A 16800-nucleotide genomic window follows, 5' to 3' on the forward strand; every position below is an offset into this window, starting at 1 on the left:
GACCCGCTAGGTGACCGCGCCACCTAGGGGAGCAGGTCACTTACCGAACGTGACGACCGTGGCTTATACCGGTAAGGCCCGCCTTTCCGGCGGGTGAGGTTCCGGGTCGCGCTCCGGCGCAGGAGGGATAGCGATCATGGCAGCTGAGCCGGTCACCGCCGGCACCGCCTTCGATCGGGCCCTGGCGGTCGCCGACGCGATCCTCTACGAGGGCTACCTGCTGTACCCGTACCGCCGTTCCTCGCCGAAGAACCAGGTCCGCTGGCAGTTCGGCGTGCTGACCCCGCGCGCCTGGACCGAGGCGCGCGGCGTGGACGACGAGGGTCTGGCCGGGTCCGCCGAAGGCTGGTGGCAGCGGACCGAGTGCCTGCTCGAAGCGGACGATGAGTCCGTCGTCCGGTGCCGTATCCGGTTCCTGCAGCTACGGCGCAGGTCCGTCGAGGAACGCACCGCGGAGGGCGCCCACCGCCCGGCCGACGGGCTCCGGATCGGCACCCGGCCGGAACCGGGCTTCGACTTCGACGAGGCGATCCCCCAGGAGTTCGACCTGCGGTTCGTGGTCGGGGAGGCGCTGTCCGGCGAACGGCGGTTCGCGTTCCGCGCGCCGGGCGGCACGGACGTCGAGACGCTCCGGGACGAGGGCGGACGCCCGGCTGCGCGGGTCGTGTTCCGGTCTTGGCCGGTGGAGGCGTCGGTGACGGTCTCCGCGGCCCGCTGCCCCGCCCGGCCCCGGCTGGTCCGGCTGCGCGTCCGCGTCGAGAACGCCGACCGTACGACCCCGTCGGGCGTCCCCCGCACCGAGGCGCTGCGGCGATCGCTGATCGCCGTCCACACGATCTACGCGGGGCAGGACGCGTCCTCCGCGGGGCGGGACGCGGCGTTCGTCTCCTTGATCGACCCGCCGGAGTGGGCCGGGGCGGAGGCAAGGGCGTGCGCGAACGTCCGGACCTTCCCCGTGCTCGCGGGCCCGCCCGGCGAGCGGGGCCTGCTCCTGTCGTCGCCGATCCTCCTCTACGACCACCCGCGGATCGCTCCGGAGAGCCCCGGCGACCTGAACGACGCCACCGAGATCGACGAGATCCTCTCGCTGCGGACGCTCACGCTGACGGACGCGGAGAAACGGGAGGCCCGCGCGACCGATCCCCGCGCGGCCGCCATCATCGACCGGGTCGACGCGATGCCGCCGGAGGTGCTGTCCCGCCTGCACGGCGCCATCCGCTCCCTCGGGCCGCTTCCCTCCGCGTCCGCCGCCGGAGCCGACGCCGGCGAGGCCGACACGGACGACGCGAGCGGCACCGATGAGAACGCCGGCGCTGAGGCCGACGCCGCTGAGGGCGCCCCGCCGCCGTCCCGGTGGAGTCCACCGGACGAGGCCGGCCTGCCGCCCGGCGCCGACGCCGTCGTGGTCGCCGGACGCCGCGTCGCCACGGGCTCACGGGTGCGGCTGCTGCCGCGTGCGCGGGGCGGTGACCCGCAGGACATGTTCCTGGCGGGCAGGACCGGCCGGGTGGAGGCCGTGCTCCTGGACGTCGACGGCTCCCATCACCTGGCCGTCACCCTGGAGGACGATCCCGGGGCCGGGCTCGACCGCTGGTACGGGCGGTTCCGGTACTTCTCCCCCGCAGAGGTCGAGCCGCTCGACGAGACCGAGACCGGGGACTCCCGGTGAGCGCCCCGCGGAGCCGGGTGCTCGTGGCGGGCATCGGGAACATCTTCCTGGGTGACGACGGCTTCGGCGTCGAGGTCGTCCGCCGGGTCGACGCGTCGGCGCTGCCTTCGACGGTGGACGTGGCCGACTACGGCATCCGGGGCGTCCACCTCGCGTACGACCTCCTGGACGGCCGCCACGAGACCTTGATCATGGTCGATGCGGTCCCCCTTGACGGCCCGCCGGGCACGCTCGCCGTCCTTGAGGTCGATCCGGAGCAGGAGCCGGCGGCACCGCCGGCGCTCGACGGTCACGGCATGACGCCGCAGGCGGTTCTGGCGCTGCTCCGCGGCCTCGGCGGGCGGATCGACCGCGTCCTCGTCGTGGGCTGCCGCCCGGCCGTCCTCGACGAGCGGATGGACCTGTCCGAACCGGTGCGCGCCGCGATGGACGACGCGGTGTCCCTGGTGACCACGCTGGCCCGCGAAGAGGCCATGAAGACCCTGCGAACGGAGAGGCGGCCCGCCGATGCATGAGATGGGACTGTGCGACGCGATCGTCGAGGCGGCCGTACGGCGGGCCGGCCGGCATCCGGTGTCGAGCGTACGGGTCCGGATCACCGGGCACCCGGTCGACGCCGGCGTCCTCGAACAGGGCCTCCGGCTGGCCGCGGCCGGAACGGTCGTCGAAGGGGCGACCGTCGAGGTGATCGCCCGGCCGCCGTCGGTGCGGTGCCGCGACTGCGGCACCCGCTTCGAGGCCGTCGACCCGCGCCTGCTCGCCGCGTGCCCGCGCTGCGGCGGCGTCGACGTCGACGCCTCCGGCGCCGAGGAGGTCGTGCTGGAGGCCATCGCGTTCGACCCGGTGCAGGAGAGGAGCTCGTGATGATGGACGCGACCGAACTGCTCGAACACGATCACCGGATCGTCGAGCAGATGTTCCGCGACTACGAGACGGCGGCCTCGGCCGCGCAGCGGCGGGGGGTCGTGGAGATCCTCATCCGCGAGCTGTCCAAGCACGCCGCGCTGGAGGAGCTGCTCGTCTACCCGCTGGCCAAGCGGCTGATCCCCGAGATGGCCGATGAGGTCGACGAGCACCTCGAAGAGCACATGGGGCTGAAGAAGATCCTCGCCACCCTGGACCGGCTGTCGGCCGGCGACCGGCTGGAGCGCGATTTGGTCGCCGAGCTGAAGCGCGAGGTCGACCACCACGTCCAGGAGGAGGAGGGCCGGTTCTTCCCGACGCTGCGCGAGACCGTCGGCCGGGAGGCCCTGGAGGACCTCGGCGAGCAGCTGCGGGAGGGCAAGCGCGCGGCGCCCACCCGGCCTCATCCGCACGCGCCGAACGAGCCGCCCGCGCTCGCGATGGCCGCTCCGGTCGCCGCGATGTACGACCGCGTCCGCGACCGGCTGCAAAGGAGACCTCGCACATGAGCATCGAGACCGGATTCCCGCACGCCGCCGAGGAGCCCACGACCCGCGGGGAGCGGAAGGGCTTCGAGCACATCGACATCCTGTGGATCTCCGAGGGCATGAGCTGCGACGGCGACACCGTCGCGATGACCGCCGCCGGGCAACCGCCGATCGAGGACGTGGTGCTCGGTCTCATCCCCGGGCTGCCGCGGGTGACCCTGCACAACAAGGTGCTGTCGCCCGCCCAGGGCGGCGAGCAGTTCCTGGCGCCGTTCCGGGCGGCGGCCGCCGGGGAGCTGGAGCCGTTCATCCTCGTGATCGAGGGCTCCATCCCCAACCAGAACATCATCGAGGGCGACGGGTACTGGACGTCGTTCGGCAACGACCCGGAGACCGGTGAGCCGCTCACGCTGAACTGGTGGCTCGACCGCCTCGCGCCGAAGGCCTGGGCGGTGGTCGCGGCGGGGACCTGCGCGACGTACGGCGGCATCCACGCGATGGCCGGCAACCCGACGGGCTGCATGGGCCTGGCCGACTACCTCGGCTGGGATTTCAAGTCGACCGCCGGGCTGCCGATCGTCAACGTCCCCGGCTGCCCGATCCAGCCGGACAACTTCATGGAGACGCTCACCTGGGTGCTGTACCACGCCGCCGGCGGCGCGCCCCCGCCTCCGCTGGACGATCTCCTGCGCCCGCAGTGGCTGTTCGGCAAGACCGTCCACGAGGGCTGTGACCGGGCCGGCTATTACGAGCAGGCGGACTTCGCCAAGGACTACAACTCGCCGAAGTGCCAGGTGAAGATCGGCTGCTGGGGGCCGGTCGTCAACTGCGACGTGCCCAAGCGCGGCTGGATGGGCGGCGTCGGCGGCTGCCCCAATGTCGGCGGCATCTGCATCGGCTGCACGATGCCCGGCTTCCCGGACAAGTTCATGCCGTTCATGGACGAGCCGCCGGGTGGGTCGCTGTCGTCCGCGCTGGCCAAGCCGTACGGGATGTTCGTCCGCCGGATGCGGGGCTTCACGAACCAGACGCTCAACACCGAACCGAAGTGGCACCACAACAGACCCGAGCTGACCAGCGGCTACAACCCGCGCTGGCGTCCGTGACCGGACCGGCCCGTACATCGAAGGAGACCGACGACCCATGGCACTGACCGAACGGACGCGGGAGCGACAGGCCGCCGGCGAGCAACTCGTCGAGATGGCCTGGGATCCGATCACCCGGATCATCGGCAACCTCGGCATCTACACGAAGATCGATTTCGCGAACAAGCGGGTGGCCGAATGCCATGCCACGTCGTCGCTGTTCCGCGGCTACTCGGTGTTCATGAAGGGCAAGGACCCGCGGGACGCCGGCTTCATCACGAGCCGGATCTGCGGCATCTGCGGGGACAACCACACCACCTGCTCGGTCTACGCGCAGAACATGGCGTACGGGATCAAGACGCCGCCGCTCGGCGAGGACATCATCAACCTCGGCGAGGCGGCCGAGTACATGTTCGACCACACGATCTACCAGGACAATCTCTGCTTCGTCGACTTCTGCGAGGCGATGGTCAAGGCCACCAACCCGAGCGTGCTGCAGCGGGCGCGGCGGACCGAGGCGCCGAACGCGGAGATCCACGGGTACCGCACGATCGCCGAGATCATGGAGGCCTACAACCCCTTCGAGGGCGAGGTCTACAAGACCGCCCTGCAGGTCTCCCGCGTCACGCGGGAGATGTTCTGCAAGATGGAGGGGCGGCACGTCCACCCCTCGACCCTGTATCCGGGCGGCGTCGGGACGATGCCCGAGCCGACGCTGTTCACCGACTACCTGAGCCGGCTCATCTCGATCCTCGACTTCGTCAAGCGGGCCGTCGCGATGAACGACGACGTCTTCGACTTCTTCTACGAGGCCCTGCCCGGTTACGAGGAGGTCGGGCGCAGGCGCGTCCTCCTCGGCTGCTGGGGCGCCTGGCAGAACCCCGACATCTGCGACTACCGGTACGAGAACATGACCCGCTGGGGCCGTGCCATGCACGTCACCCCGGGCGTCGTCGTGGACGGTCAGCTGGTCACGACCGACCTCGTCGACATCAACCTCGGCATCCGCATCCTGCTCGGCAGCTCCTACTACGAGGACTGGGTGAACGAGGAGCCGTTCGTCACCCACGACCCGCTCGGCAACCCCGTCGACATCCGTCACCCGTGGAACCAGACGACGATCCCGGTTCCGCAGAAGCGGGACTTCGAGGACAAGTACAGCTGGGTGATGAGCCCCCGCTGGTTCGACCGGCGCAGCGGTGAGCACCTGGCGCTCGACACCGGCGGCGGGCCGTTCGCCCGCCTGTACGTCACGGCGCTCGCCGGCCTGGTCGACACCCCGTACGTCAAGGCGACCGGGTCGAGTGTGCGGATCAGCCTGCCGCGCAGCGAGAAGCTCCCGGAGATGACGCTGGAGTGGCGGATCCCGAAGTGGTCCAACGCCATCGAACGGGACCGCGCCCGCGCGTACTTCATCGCCTACTCCGCCGCGATGTCGCTGTTCTTCCTCGAACGCGCGATGGGGCGGATGCGCGCCGGGGACATGAAGGTGTTCCAGGACTTCCAGGTCCCGGACGAGGGCATCGGCTGCGGGTTCCACGAGGCGGTGCGCGGCGTCCTGTCCCACCACCTCGTCATCAAGGACAAGAAGATCGCGAACTACCACCCGTACCCGCCGACGCCCTGGAACGCCAGCCCCCGCGACATTCACGGGGTCCCGGGCCCGTACGAGGACGCGGTCCAGGACATGCCGATCTTCGAGGAGAACGGTCCGGACGACTTCAAGGGCGTGGACATCATGCGGGCCGTCCGCAGCTTCGACCCGTGCCTGCCGTGCGGGGTCCACATGTACCTCGGCAACGGGAACGTGCTGAAGAAGCTGCACTCGCCGACGTTCGGAGCGTCCCATGGCTGACCGGCCCGCCGCCGGCCTGCCGGAGGCTGAGATCGAGGACCGGCTCGTGCGCCTCGACGCCCTCCTCGAACGCCTCGAACAGGCCACCGGGGCCGACGCCGAGGTCGCGCGCCACGCGGTCGAGGCCCTCACCGAGGTGTACGGCACCGCCCTCGCCCGCCTGACGCACCTGGTCGGCGGAGTGCCGGAACTCGCCCCGGCGCTGATCCGCGACGAGCTGCTGCACCACCTGCTCGTCCTGCACGGCCTCCACCCGCAGCCGGTCGAGGAGCGCGTGGCGCGGGCGCTCGACGGCGTACGGGAGGCCCTGCGCCCGCGCGGCGGCACCGTCGAGCTGACCGGGATCACGGACGGTGTCGCGCACCTGCGCTGGTCGGGCGGCGGTGGCTGCGCGTCGTCGGCGTCCGCCGTCGAGCGCGCGGTCGTGGAGTCCGTGCTCACCGTGGCGCCCGAGCTGAGCCGCGTCGAGCTCTGCCCGGCCCCGGCGCCCCCGGCGCTGATCCCGGCCGAGTCCCTGCTGCGCGGGCCGGCCGCGTCCGCCCGCTCGCGGAGCCGGACGCCGTGACCGGCTCGGAGGCTCTGCGGCGGGCCATCCACCGCGCGGCGGCGGACGGGCGTTCCGAGGATCTCTGTGAGCTGTGCGCGCGCCCGGCCCCGCCGGACCACCGCCACCTGCTGGACCTGCGGACGCAGGAACCACGGTGCGTCTGTTACGCCTGCTCGGTCCTGTTCCAGCGTGACGGGGCCGGGCAGGGGCACTACCGGCTGATCCCCGACCGCCGGGTCCGCCTGAGGGCGTTCTCCCCGGCGTCGGTGGGCGTCCCCGTCGGGCTGGCGTTCTTCGTACGGCGACCGGACGGCCGCGTCCTCGCCCACTACCCGAGCCCGGCGGGCGCCACCCGGTGGGAGGTCGATCCGGAGACGTGGGAGGCCGCCGTCCGGGACACCGACGGCCTGTCGGACCTGGCGACCGACGTGGAGGCGCTGCTCGTCAACACCGTACGGGGGCGTTCGGAGGCGTGGCTCGTCCCCATCGACGACTGCCACCGGCTGGTCGCGATCGTCCGCCGGCACTGGCGGGGGATGTCGGGCGGCGAGGTGGTGTGGACCGAGATCGAGCGATTCTTCGACGAACTGAGGAGGCGTCATGGGCCGTATCCGGGTCGGTAAGCCGCACGTGAAGATCGACGCTCCCGCGCACGTACGGGGGATCCGCGAGGGCAACGCCAAGCGGAGCATGAGCCGGCAGATCGGCCATCACAAGGACCACACCGTCGACGCGCGCCGCTCGACGGGGATCCGGCCGAAGAAGCACGACGCGATCCTCAAGATCATGCCGAACCTGCCGCCGGGCTGACCTGGAAAGGGACGAACGAATGATCAAGAAGGTGCTGATCGGCGCGGCCGTCGCCGGTGTCGTCGTGGTGGTCATCCGGGAGCTCCCGGCGCTCAGGAGGGAGATCAAGATCTGGCGGATGTGACCGAAGCCGCCCCAACGCGGCAAGACTCCGTCAATACGCCGGTGACCTGCGTTTTTCCCGACAGGGCCCGGGTACGGGTGACGGCACCTCACCGGCCGGCGCGCCGGTGCGCCGGCCGTGGCCTGGGCCGAGGAGGCCCGCGGCGGCCGGATCCCTGAGGGCGGACGGAGTCGGCGTCGTGGCGGACAAGAGAACTCTGATCCTCCGGGCGGAACGCACGGTGGACGAACGGGTGGGCAGCTCGTCCTTCCTGCGGCGCAACGTCCGGAAGGTGTTCCCCGAACAGTGGTCCTTCCTGCTCGGCGAGATCGCGCTCTACTCGTTCGTCACGCTCGTTCTGACCGGCGTCTTCCTGACGATGTTCTTCAAACCGTCGGAGACCGACGTCGTCTACACCGGGAACTATCCCCAGCTGCGCGGCACCACGATGAGCGAGGCGTACGCCTCGACGGTGCACCTGTCCTTCGACATCCGCGGCGGGCTGCTCGTACGGCAGATCCACCACTGGGCCGCACTGCTGTTCCTCGCCGCGATCTGCGTCCACCTGATGCGGATCTTCTTCACCGGAGCGTTCCGCAAGCCCCGGGAGATCAACTGGGTGATCGGCACGACGCTGTTCGCGCTCGCCGTCGCCGAGGGCTTCGCGGGCTACTCGCTGCCGGACGACCTGCTGTCCGGGACCGGCCTGCGCATCCTCGAGGGCATCCTGCTGTCCGTGCCGGTCGTGGGGACGTATCTGACCTTCTTCGTCTTCGGCGGGGAGTTCCCCGGGGATCAGTTCATCCCGCGCCTGTTCACGATCCACGTCCTGCTGATCCCCGGCATCCTGATCGCGCTCATCGGCGCACACCTGATGCTCATCTGGCACCAGAAGCACACGCAGTGGCCGGGACCGAAGAGGACCGAGCACAACGTCGTCGGATCCCCGACCTTCCCGCAGTTCATGACGCACACGATCGCGTTCTTCCTGTACGTCCTGGGCGCGCTCGCGCTGCTCGGCGGGTGGGCGCAGATCAACCCGATCTGGCTGTACGGCCCGTACCGGCCCGACATCGTGTCCACCGGCTCACAGCCGGACTGGTACGTCGGCTTTCTCGAGGGATCCTTGCGGATCATGCCGCGGCTCGCGTTCGACTTCGCCGGACACAGCGTCGCCCTGAACGTCCTGGTGCCCGCGGTGATCCTCCCCCTGGTGTTCTTCACCCTGATCGGGCTGTACCCGTTCTTCGAGCGCTGGGTCACCGGCGACTCGCGGCCCCACCACCTGTGCGACCGGCCCCGCAACGTTCCCACCCGTACGGCCCTCGGCGTGGCGGCCATCGCCTGGTACGGGAACCTGTGGGCGGCCGGCGGCAACGACGTCATCTCGAAGGTCTTCAAGATCCCGCTGGAGTACACCATCTGGTTCTTCCGCGTGGGCTTCTTCGTCTTCCCCGTGGTCGCGTTCGTCCTCACGCGGCGCATGTGCCTGTGGCTCCAGCGCTCCGACGCCGAAGCGCTCGACGAGGGCGTCGAGAGCGGAACCCTCAAGCGCCTGCCCAGCGGCGCGTACGTCGAGGTCCACGACCGCCCGGAACCCGAGCAGGCGCTGATCGCGCGGACCGTTCACCCCGGCGAGCTCGTCAAGCCGATCCCCGACCACGTCATCCCGCTGCCGACGCCGGGCCGCGTCCTCGCGCAGCTGCGTGCCCGTCTCAACCACGCGTACGTGCACTACACCGCCGAGATGCCCACCCCGGACGAGCGCCGAGAGCTGGAGAGACGCCAGGACGGGGACGGGAGGAGCAGTCGGTGACCGGCTATTCGATTCCCTTGATCTCCTCCTGGCCCTCGTGGCCCAGGAGCGGATAGTGCAGGTCGACGGCCGGCCGGTCGGAGCGGATCTTGGCGATGGCCCGGAAGTTGTGCCGGGGCGGCGGGCAGGAGGTCGCCCACTCCAGCGAGCCGCCGAAGCCCCAGGGGTCGTCGACGGTGACGCGCGGCGCCGACCGGTGGGTCACGTAGACGTTCCACAGGAACGCCAGGGTGGAGGCGCCCAAGATGAACGCCCCGATCGAGGAGATCATGTTGAGGGCGGCGAAGCGGTGGGGGTAGTCGGCGTAGCGGCGGGGCATGCCCTCGGCTCCGAGCCAGTGCTGGACGAGGAAGGTCGTCTGGAAGCCGACGAACAGCGTCCAGAAGTGGATCTTTCCCCAGGTCTCGTTGAGCATCTTGCCGGTCATCTTCGGCCACCAGAAGTAGAACCCGGCGAAGGTCGCGAACACCACGGTGCCGAACAGCACGTAGTGCATGTGCGCGACGACGAAGTAGGAGTCGGTGAGGTGGAAGTCCAGGGCCGGGGAGGCCAGGATCACCCCGGTCAGCCCGCCGAACAGGAACGTCACCAGGAACCCGATGGCGAACAGCATCGGGGTGTCCAGGTGCAGGTGCCCCTTCCACATGGTCCCGATCCAGTTGAAGAACTTGATCCCGGTCGGAATGGCGATGAGGAAGGACATGAAGGAGAAGAAGGGCAGGAGCACCTGGCCGGTGGCGAACATGTGGTGCGCCCAGACCGTCATCGACAGCCCGGTGATCGCGATCGTCGCCCCGACCATCCCGATGTAGCCGAAGACCGGTTTGCGGGAGAAGACCGGGATCACCTCGGTGATGATCCCGAAGAACGGCAGCGCGACGATGTAGACCTCCGGATGACCGAAGAACCAGAACAGGTGCTGCCAGAGCATCGCCCCGTTGTGGGAGGCGTCGTACACGTGCGCGCCGAGCTTGCGGTCGGCCTCGACGGCGAACAGCGCGGCGGTCAGGACGGGGAAGGCCATCAGCACGAGGATGCTGGTGAACAGGCTGTTCCAGGTGAAGATCGGCATCCGGAACATCGTCATGCCCGGCGCCCGCATGCAGATGATCGTCGTGACCAGGTTGACGCTGGTCAGGATCGTGCCCATGCCGGACAGGATCAGCCCCATCGCCCACAGGTCACCGCCGACGCCCGGCGAGCGGACCTGGCTCGCGAGAGGCTGGTAGGCGAACCAGCCGAACGCCGCGGCACCGTCGGGCGCCAGGAACCCGGCGACCACCATCAGCCCGCCGAAAGCGAACAGGTAGTAGCTGAGCGCGTTGAGGCGGGGGAAGGCCACGTCGGGCGCGCCGATCTGCAACGGCACCAGGACGTTGGCGAACCCCGCGAAGGTCGGCGTGGCGAACAGCAGCAGCATCACCGTGCCGTGGATCGTGAACAGCTGGTCGTACATGTGGCGATGCATGACCTGCAGACCCGGCTGGAGCAGCTCCGCCCGCATCATCATCGCCATCAGCCCGCCGGCCAGGAAGAACGCGAACGACGTGACCAGGTACAGGTAGCCGACCATCTTGTGATCGGTGGTGCCGAGCACGTCCCCGATCCGCCGGCCGAGCGAGTGGCGGGCCAGCACCTCGCCGGTCGGAGTACGGACCTGTGGTTCCTCGACCGTGGCCATGCCACCCTCCCCCGGGGGCGCGAACGGCTGAACCGGTCACTCTTTGCTTTTCCACCTCAGAGAGCCCGAAAACCGTACGGCGGCATGGCGGTCAGTCACGACTTGGCGAAACCATTGCGCGGCGCGCGACTGGAACGCCGCCGAGGGGGCAGGGCCGTCGTTGACGTACCTCCGGTGAATCCGTCCACCTGGGAGGAGCGGCAGGATGCTGGAAGCACAGGACGTCCGCGAATGGCGCGGCCACGACGTGGTGGATGCGAACCGCAAGAAGATCGGCAAGCTGGAGGCCGTGTACGTCGACACCCGCACCGATCAGCCGTCATTCGCCACGGTCCAGGTGGGCCTGCCCACCCGTCATCGGCTGATCTTCGTCCCCTTGGCCGATGCCACGGTCGGCCCTGGCTACCTCCGTGTCGCCTGTACGCGCGACCGGGTCAAGGACGCTCCGTCGATCGGCACCGACGGAGAACTGCTCGCCCAGGACGAGGAGGCCGTCTTCACCCACTACGACCTGCCTTATCAGGCGGAGCCGACCGAACGGTGGCTGGCTCGGCGATAGGTCCTTCACCCTGAGATCACCGGTCGGTGAGCTCGGCCAGCCTCCGCTCGAGGGTCGCGCGCTCCGGCCGGTTGCCGACGAGATCGAGCGCGGCCCGGTAGGCGGCGGCCGCCTCGGCGACGCGGCCGAGTCTTCGCAACAGGTCGCCCCGTGCCGCGGGGAACAGGTGGTAGCGCCGCAGCTCCGCCGCCTCGCCCAGGTCGTCCAGCAGGGCGAGCCCCGCCTCCGGCCCGTCACGCATGGCGACGGCCACCGCCCGGTTCAGCGCGACCAGCGGCGACGGCTCGAGCCGGAGGAGCACGTCGTACAGCGCGACGATCTGCGGCCAGTCGGTCGCCGCGAAGTCGGCAGCCTCGTCGTGCAGCGCCGCGATCGCCGCCTGCACGGCGTACGGCCCGACGCCGGGACCGGTCAGGGCCGGAACGACGAGCCGGCGTCCCTCGGCGATGAGATCGGCGTCCCACAGCGCGCGGTCCTGGTCTTCGAGCAGCACCTGGTTCCCCGCCGCGTCGACCCTGGCCGCCCGCCGCGCGTCGGTGAGAAGGAACAACGCGAGCAACCCCGTCACCTCGCGCTCCCGTGGCAGCAGCCGGTGCAGGATCCGGGCGAGCCGGATGGCCTCGTCCGCCAGACCGGGACGCAGGAGGTCGTCGCCGGAACTGGCGGCGTACCCCTCCGTGAAGACGAGGTAGACGACGCGCAGCACGCCGGGCAGCCGGTCGGGCAGTTCCTCCGACCTCGGGACGCGGAACGGGATGCGCGCGTCACGGATCTTGCGTTTCGCGCGCACGAGGCGCTGGGCCATCGTCGCGGTGGGCACGAGGAACGCCCGGGCGACCTCGGGCGTGCTCAACCCCGCGAGGAAGCGCAGCATCAGCCCGGTCTGCGCCTCCAGGGACAGGGCGGGGTGGCAGCAGGTGAAGAACAGGCGCAGCCGCTCGTCGGGGATGTCGTCGAAGCCGGGCTCCACAGGCGCCGCGGCGGCCCGGTCGCTCTCCACCTGCAGTTCGGCCAGCCTCACCGCGTACGTACGGTCACGCCGGATCCGGTCGAGCGCCTTGCGGCGGGCCGTGGTCAGCAGCCACGCCAGCGGCTTGTCGGGCACCCCGTCGGCCGGCCACCGCTCCAACGCGACCTCGATCGCATCGGAGGCGACCTCCTCGGCGAGATCGAGGTCCCCGAACCGAGCGGCGAGCAGGGCGAGCAGCCGGCTCCGGTCCTCGCGGAACACCGCCTCCACGGAGTCGGCCGCTCGCTGCTCCTTCACGCCTGATCCGGCTCCCAGACCGTACGGACCTCGACGGTGCCGTACCGCGCCCCGGGACAACGGGCCGCCCAGTCCAGCGCGGCGTCGAGGTCGGGAACGTCGATCAGGTAGTACCCGCCGACGATCTCCCGCGTCTCGGCGAACGGCCCGTCGGTGACGACGCGCTCACCGTTCACCCGGACCCGTACGGTCGTGGCGGTCGAGATGTCCAGGGCCTCACCGCCCAGCTTGATCCCGGCATCGGTGACGGCCTTCTCGAACGCCAGGTACTCCTCCACGGTCGGCCCCTCGGCCGGCCGTTCCTCGGTCGACTCCGGCGACAGCGTGTTGATCAGCAACAGGTACTTCACGGTGCGCTCCTCGTGGATCGGGTCGGGTCGCGCAGGTATGACGAACGACCGTACCGAGAATCGACACCGCGCCCAGAGAAAGTTCGCCAGGCCGAGCCGGCCCCGACACGCCGCACCGAGCCCGCACCGCACCGAGCCGGACTCGCCGGCTGCCGGGGGCGTTCATCGACCTCCTCACGCATGAGCAACCCGTAGACCAATACACCGAAAAGCATCACCACCGCTCGATATACATATGCGCAAGCAGCGTCTTACTCCGCTCAAAGCAAGTACGCCGCAAGTCAAATATTCTGGACAATCCCTGACGATTATGCTGACCATTGAACCAAGGCCGCCCACTACAGCAAGAGTGGGAGCGATGCGGGATCTTCGACGATCGGGACGCGGCGCGCCTTGCGCATAACGTGATCGCCCTGGCGGCCTGGCCCCTGCCATCCCGGGGAGCCGAGATCTCCTATGAGAGGGGACGAGCATGAGTCGCCGTGCAATCATCGCGGGTCTACTGGGGGCCGGCGTGGCGCTGACCGTCACCGCCTATGCCGACGAGTCGATCAGCGTCGCGGGGAGCGAGACGGCGACTCCGAGCCCGGCGACGCCTTCGGCGAGCACTCCCTCGCCGCCAGGGCCGTTGCCCTCGGGTTTCCAACGGGTCAGCGACGGGACGAGAACGGTGAGCTTCGGGCTGCCTGACAGCTGGAAGCCCGTGGACAAGGGGGATCTCCCGGGCAACCTTGTCGCGCTGGGCGCCGTCGCCTACGCCGATCCGGCGTCGAAGCCACGGTCATCGACCGGCTTCCTGACGAACGTGAACGCCTTTTGCCAGGCCAACCCCTACCCGATGTCGAAGTACAAAGCAGGCTTGCGTCAGGAGCTGGTGAAAACAGGCGCCACGAATATCCGTATCAGCGATACAAAAGTCGGCGGCCGACCCGCGATCCGTACAAGCTACGTGCATAAGGCGGGCGCCCAGGAGCTTTCGTTCACGACGAACACCATATTCGCCACCAGCAAGGAATGCGACGTCACACTGACGACCGACCAGCCCGCTCGGTATCAGACGGTATTCGAGAAGATCACCGCGACAACCGGCATCGGCTGACGCGCGAAGTGATCAGAGCGCCTTCGCGGTCAGTCGACGGCGCGTCGGCCTTCCGCCGGTACGCACCGGCCAGGTACCGATGCGCCCACGGGAGACGACGCGGGCGGCACTCCCGTCGCTTTGTGACCCACACCACATGCGGTTCCTGTCAGATATCGGGGCGCTGTTCCGCTCAAGTCGCCGGGAGCAAGCGAACCGACAGGAGCATCGCATGAAGCACCGCATCGTCGTCCTCGGCGCCGGCTATGCCGGGGCCTACGCGGCCGGGACCCTGGCCCGCCGGCTGTCCCCGGCGGACACCGAGATCACCGTGGTCAACGCCGTGCCGGACTTCGTCCAGCGGCTGCGGCTGCACCAGTTGGCGGCCGGCCGGGAGATCGAGGCTCCGAAGCTCGCCGACGTCTTCGCGGGTACGGGGATACGGCTGCGCGTGGCCCGCGTCGCCGCCATCGACCCCGAACGCCAGATCGTCGCCGTCGCCGACGCCGATGGCGGCGGCGATCTCGGCTACGACACGCTCGTCTACGCGCTCGGCAGCCACGGCGCCGACCGCGGCGTCCCTGGAGTGGCCGAGCACGCCTTCGACGTCGCCGCCAGGCCCTCGGCGCTGCGCCTGCGCGAGCGCCTGGACAGCCTGGGCAGGCGAGGCGAAGGCGGGCGTGTGGTGGTCGTCGGCGACGGGTTGACCGGCATCGAGACCGCCACCGAGATCGCCGAATCCCGGCCCGGCCTGTCGGTGACGCTGGTCGCCCGCGGCGAGCTGGGTGCCCGGCTCTCCGCCGGGGCCAGCGGCCACCTACGCGAGGCCTGTGACCGGCTGGGCATCACCGTCCTGGAGCACACCGTCGTCGAGGCCGTCGAACCGACGCGGGTGCTGTGCGCTGACGGCACCGCGCCGGCGTCCGAGGCAACCGTGTGGACGGCCGGGTTCGCGGTCGACCCCATCGCCGCCGGCGGCGGGCTGGAGGTCACCGAGAACGGCCGGATCGTCGTCGATCGCACCATGCGGTCGGTCTCACACCCGAACGTCTACGCCATCGGTGACAGCGTCTACGCCATCGGCGACAACGGCCGGCCGCTGCCGATGTCCTGCGCTTCGGCCGGCTACACCGGTCGGCAGGCTGTCGAGGCGATCGTGGGCCGCCTGACCGGGGGCAAGGTCCCCCACACCAAGATGCCCTACTACGGCAACCACATCAGTCTCGGGCGGCGGGACGGGATCGTGCAGCTGGTCGACGGTCAGGGGCAGGCGAAGCCGACGTACATGGGCGGCCGGAAGGCCGCGCGGGTCAAGGAGGGCATCGTCAGGATGTCGCTGTGGGCCACCTCGCACCCGACCTTCGGCCTGCCCAACCGCAGGCACCGCCTGACCGCCGCGCCGGACGCGACCGGCGAGAAGGCGGTCGCGTACGCCGAGAAGGCGGTCGCCTAGCCGCCTCATACGGTGGTCCGCGTGGACAGCAGCGCCACTGATCGCTTCGACACCAGCCGGTTCGAGGCCAGCCGGAACCGGCTGGCCTCGCTGGCGTACCGGCTGCTGGGCTCCGCCGCCGACGCCGAAGACGCCGTACAGGATGCGTTCCTGCACTGGCAGGCCGCCGACCGGCAGCGGATCAACGTGCCGGAAGCGTGGCTGACCAAGGTCGTCACCAATCTGTGCCTCGACCGGCTCCGCTCGGCGCAAGCCCGCCGCGAACGCACCGCCGGCGCCTGGCTGCCCGAACCACTCCTGGCAGGCGACCCGATGCTCGGCCCGGCCGGCACTTTCGAGCAGCGCGAATCGGTCTCCCTGGCCGTGCTGACGCTCATGGAGCGCCTGGCACCCCTTGAGCGGGCCGTCTACCTCCTGCGCGAAGCGTTCTCCTACAGCCACGCCGAGATCGCCGAGATCCTCGACATCACCGAGTCCGCGAGCCAGCAGCACTTCCACCGGGCCCGGCGCCGCATCGGCGCGGCGCGTCGCCGTGGCGGCGAAGTCGATCCGGCATCCGCCCGCAGGATCGTCGAGGAATTCCTCACCGCCGCCTCCTCGGGCCGCACCGAACGGCTGGTGGCGCTGCTCACCGACGACGCGACCGCCATCTCCGACGGCGCCGGCCTGACCGAGAAGCTAATGCGGTACGACACTCCGCACCGCATCGCCGCCGTGGCACGGGCCGGTCTCACGCCCACCCCCGCGAAGCGGCGATTCGTCGGCGGCACGCCCGCCGTCCACTACGCACTCGTCAACGGCGCCCCCGCCATCCTCTTCGTGCTCGGCGACCAGGTCATCGGCGCCGTGACGTTCGACATCACCGGCGGCAGGATCGCAACCGTGCGCGGCATCGCCGCCCCCACCCGCCTGGTCCGCCTCACCGAAGCCTGGCGGCAGTACGAACCGGGCACGCCGCTCATCAGCCAGTGGTGACCTGACCCCGACCGCGACCAGGCGCAGCCCCCCGCTGCGAACTGCGGCCGTCATCGACCTCGTCGAGGTGACACTGGGCCACCACCAACCCCTGGTTCGTCGCAACCGCACCACCAGTGAACTCGCCTATTACCGCTGTCACTGAGGTGCGGGCATCCGCT

The 16800-nt window shown here is 70.1% G+C and carries 18 protein-coding genes; 15 read left to right on the plus strand and 3 right to left on the minus strand.

Annotated features, from left to right (window positions below; genetic code table 11):
- The first annotated feature begins 136 nt into the window (after positions 1-136).
- The 11 genes from NE234_RS06300 (at position 137) to qcrB (ending at position 9276) form a co-directional block, all read left to right on the plus strand.
- Positions 137-1669, plus strand: coding sequence for a hypothetical protein (locus NE234_RS06300; protein ID WP_252777899.1), 1533 nt, complete (start codon positions 137-139; stop codon positions 1667-1669).
- Entirely contained in the window at positions 1666-2184 is a 519-nt protein-coding gene (locus NE234_RS06305; protein WP_252777900.1) for a hydrogenase maturation protease, read from the plus strand. Before NE234_RS06300 ends, NE234_RS06305 begins: the two co-directional genes overlap by 4 nt.
- Positions 2177-2533: a hydrogenase maturation nickel metallochaperone HypA/HybF gene (locus NE234_RS06310; RefSeq protein WP_252777901.1), complete on the plus strand. Its 357-nt coding sequence runs from the start codon at positions 2177-2179 to the stop codon at positions 2531-2533. Before NE234_RS06305 ends, NE234_RS06310 begins: the two co-directional genes overlap by 8 nt.
- Positions 2533-3081, plus strand: coding sequence for a hemerythrin domain-containing protein (locus NE234_RS06315; RefSeq protein WP_252777902.1), 549 nt, complete (start codon positions 2533-2535; stop codon positions 3079-3081). Before NE234_RS06310 ends, NE234_RS06315 begins: the two co-directional genes overlap by 1 nt.
- A complete protein-coding gene (locus NE234_RS06320; protein ID WP_252777903.1) occupies positions 3078-4166 on the plus strand; it encodes an NADH-quinone oxidoreductase subunit B family protein in 1089 nt (362 codons plus the stop codon). Before NE234_RS06315 ends, NE234_RS06320 begins: the two co-directional genes overlap by 4 nt.
- A 37-nt stretch (positions 4167-4203) precedes the next feature.
- The gene (locus NE234_RS06325; protein WP_252777904.1) at positions 4204-6000 is read left to right on the plus strand and encodes a nickel-dependent hydrogenase large subunit; all 1797 of its coding nucleotides are present in this window, start codon (positions 4204-4206) and stop codon (positions 5998-6000) included.
- A complete protein-coding gene (locus tag NE234_RS06330; protein WP_252777905.1) occupies positions 5993-6565 on the plus strand; it encodes a NifU family protein in 573 nt (190 codons plus the stop codon). The genes NE234_RS06325 and NE234_RS06330 overlap by 8 nt, the downstream gene beginning before the upstream one ends.
- Positions 6562-7170 (plus strand): DUF5947 family protein, encoded by a 609-nt coding sequence (locus NE234_RS06335; RefSeq protein WP_252777906.1) that lies wholly within the window; start codon positions 6562-6564, stop codon positions 7168-7170. The genes NE234_RS06330 and NE234_RS06335 overlap by 4 nt, the downstream gene beginning before the upstream one ends.
- Complete coding sequence (locus NE234_RS06340) at positions 7148-7357, plus strand: hypothetical protein (protein WP_252777907.1); 210 nt, start codon at positions 7148-7150, stop codon at positions 7355-7357. Before NE234_RS06335 ends, NE234_RS06340 begins: the two co-directional genes overlap by 23 nt.
- A gap of 19 nt (positions 7358-7376) precedes the next feature.
- Positions 7377-7481: a DUF6893 family small protein gene (locus tag NE234_RS45810; RefSeq protein ID WP_406566947.1), complete on the plus strand. Its 105-nt coding sequence runs from the start codon at positions 7377-7379 to the stop codon at positions 7479-7481.
- Between the two features lie 178 nt (positions 7482-7659).
- Entirely contained in the window at positions 7660-9276 is a 1617-nt protein-coding gene (qcrB, locus tag NE234_RS06345) for a cytochrome bc1 complex cytochrome b subunit (protein ID WP_252777908.1), read from the plus strand.
- Between the two features lie 4 nt (positions 9277-9280).
- Here qcrB and ctaD read toward each other — a convergent pair whose 3' ends face one another.
- Positions 9281-10957 carry an aa3-type cytochrome oxidase subunit I gene (gene ctaD, locus NE234_RS06350; protein WP_252777909.1) on the minus strand — a complete coding sequence of 559 codons (1677 nt, stop codon included), beginning with the start codon at positions 10955-10957 and terminating at the stop codon, positions 9281-9283.
- A 205-nt stretch (positions 10958-11162) separates the two neighbouring features.
- Here ctaD and NE234_RS06355 point away from each other — a divergent pair, with 205 nt between their 5' ends.
- Positions 11163-11516 (plus strand): PRC-barrel domain-containing protein, encoded by a 354-nt coding sequence (locus tag NE234_RS06355; protein ID WP_252777910.1) that lies wholly within the window; start codon positions 11163-11165, stop codon positions 11514-11516.
- Positions 11517-11532: 16 nt separating this feature from the next.
- On the opposite strand, the gene NE234_RS06360 is transcribed toward NE234_RS06355, so the two are convergent.
- Positions 11533-12783 (minus strand): RNA polymerase sigma factor, encoded by a 1251-nt coding sequence (locus NE234_RS06360; protein WP_252777911.1) that lies wholly within the window; start codon positions 12781-12783, stop codon positions 11533-11535.
- A complete protein-coding gene (locus NE234_RS06365) occupies positions 12780-13133 on the minus strand; it encodes a YciI family protein (protein ID WP_252777912.1) in 354 nt (117 codons plus the stop codon). Before NE234_RS06365 ends, NE234_RS06360 begins: the two co-directional genes overlap by 4 nt.
- Before the next feature lie 472 nt (positions 13134-13605).
- Here NE234_RS06365 and NE234_RS06370 point away from each other — a divergent pair, with 472 nt between their 5' ends.
- The 3 genes from NE234_RS06370 (at position 13606) to NE234_RS06380 (ending at position 16639) form a co-directional block, all read left to right on the plus strand.
- Positions 13606-14232, plus strand: a complete 627-nt coding sequence (locus tag NE234_RS06370) for a hypothetical protein (RefSeq protein ID WP_252777913.1) — start codon at positions 13606-13608, stop codon at positions 14230-14232.
- Between the two features lie 211 nt (positions 14233-14443).
- Positions 14444-15664, plus strand: a complete 1221-nt coding sequence (locus tag NE234_RS06375; protein WP_252777914.1) for an NAD(P)/FAD-dependent oxidoreductase — start codon at positions 14444-14446, stop codon at positions 15662-15664.
- 21 nt (positions 15665-15685) lie between these two features.
- The gene (locus tag NE234_RS06380) at positions 15686-16639 is read left to right on the plus strand and encodes a sigma-70 family RNA polymerase sigma factor (RefSeq protein ID WP_252777915.1); all 954 of its coding nucleotides are present in this window, start codon (positions 15686-15688) and stop codon (positions 16637-16639) included.
- Positions 16640-16800 lie beyond the last annotated feature (161 nt).

The sequence above is a fragment of the Actinoallomurus rhizosphaericola genome (assembly GCF_024055675.1).
Classification (GTDB): Bacteria; Actinomycetota; Actinomycetes; order Streptosporangiales; family Streptosporangiaceae; genus Actinoallomurus; species Actinoallomurus soli.

Excerpts from the sequence above, each read along its gene's own strand:
- NE234_RS06320 (WP_252777903.1), top strand. The coding sequence starts at position 3,078 with ATGAGCATCGAGACCGGATTCCCGCACGCCGCCGAGGAGCCCACGACC.
- NE234_RS06355 (WP_252777910.1), top strand. The coding sequence starts at position 11,163 with ATGCTGGAAGCACAGGACGTCCGCGAATGGCGCGGCCACGACGTGGTG.
- NE234_RS06310 (WP_252777901.1), top strand. The coding sequence starts at position 2,177 with ATGCATGAGATGGGACTGTGCGACGCGATCGTCGAGGCGGCCGTACGG.
- NE234_RS06325 (WP_252777904.1), top strand. The coding sequence starts at position 4,204 with ATGGCACTGACCGAACGGACGCGGGAGCGACAGGCCGCCGGCGAGCAA.
- NE234_RS45810 (WP_406566947.1), top strand. The coding sequence starts at position 7,377 with ATGATCAAGAAGGTGCTGATCGGCGCGGCCGTCGCCGGTGTCGTCGTG.
- NE234_RS06300 (WP_252777899.1), top strand. The coding sequence starts at position 137 with ATGGCAGCTGAGCCGGTCACCGCCGGCACCGCCTTCGATCGGGCCCTG.
- NE234_RS06375 (WP_252777914.1), top strand. The coding sequence starts at position 14,444 with ATGAAGCACCGCATCGTCGTCCTCGGCGCCGGCTATGCCGGGGCCTAC.
- NE234_RS06330 (WP_252777905.1), top strand. The coding sequence starts at position 5,993 with ATGGCTGACCGGCCCGCCGCCGGCCTGCCGGAGGCTGAGATCGAGGAC.
- NE234_RS06370 (WP_252777913.1), top strand. The coding sequence starts at position 13,606 with ATGAGTCGCCGTGCAATCATCGCGGGTCTACTGGGGGCCGGCGTGGCG.
- NE234_RS06315 (WP_252777902.1), top strand. The coding sequence starts at position 2,533 with ATGATGGACGCGACCGAACTGCTCGAACACGATCACCGGATCGTCGAG.
- NE234_RS06340 (WP_252777907.1), top strand. The coding sequence starts at position 7,148 with ATGGGCCGTATCCGGGTCGGTAAGCCGCACGTGAAGATCGACGCTCCC.
- ctaD (WP_252777909.1), bottom strand. The coding sequence starts at position 10,957 with ATGGCCACGGTCGAGGAACCACAGGTCCGTACTCCGACCGGCGAGGTG.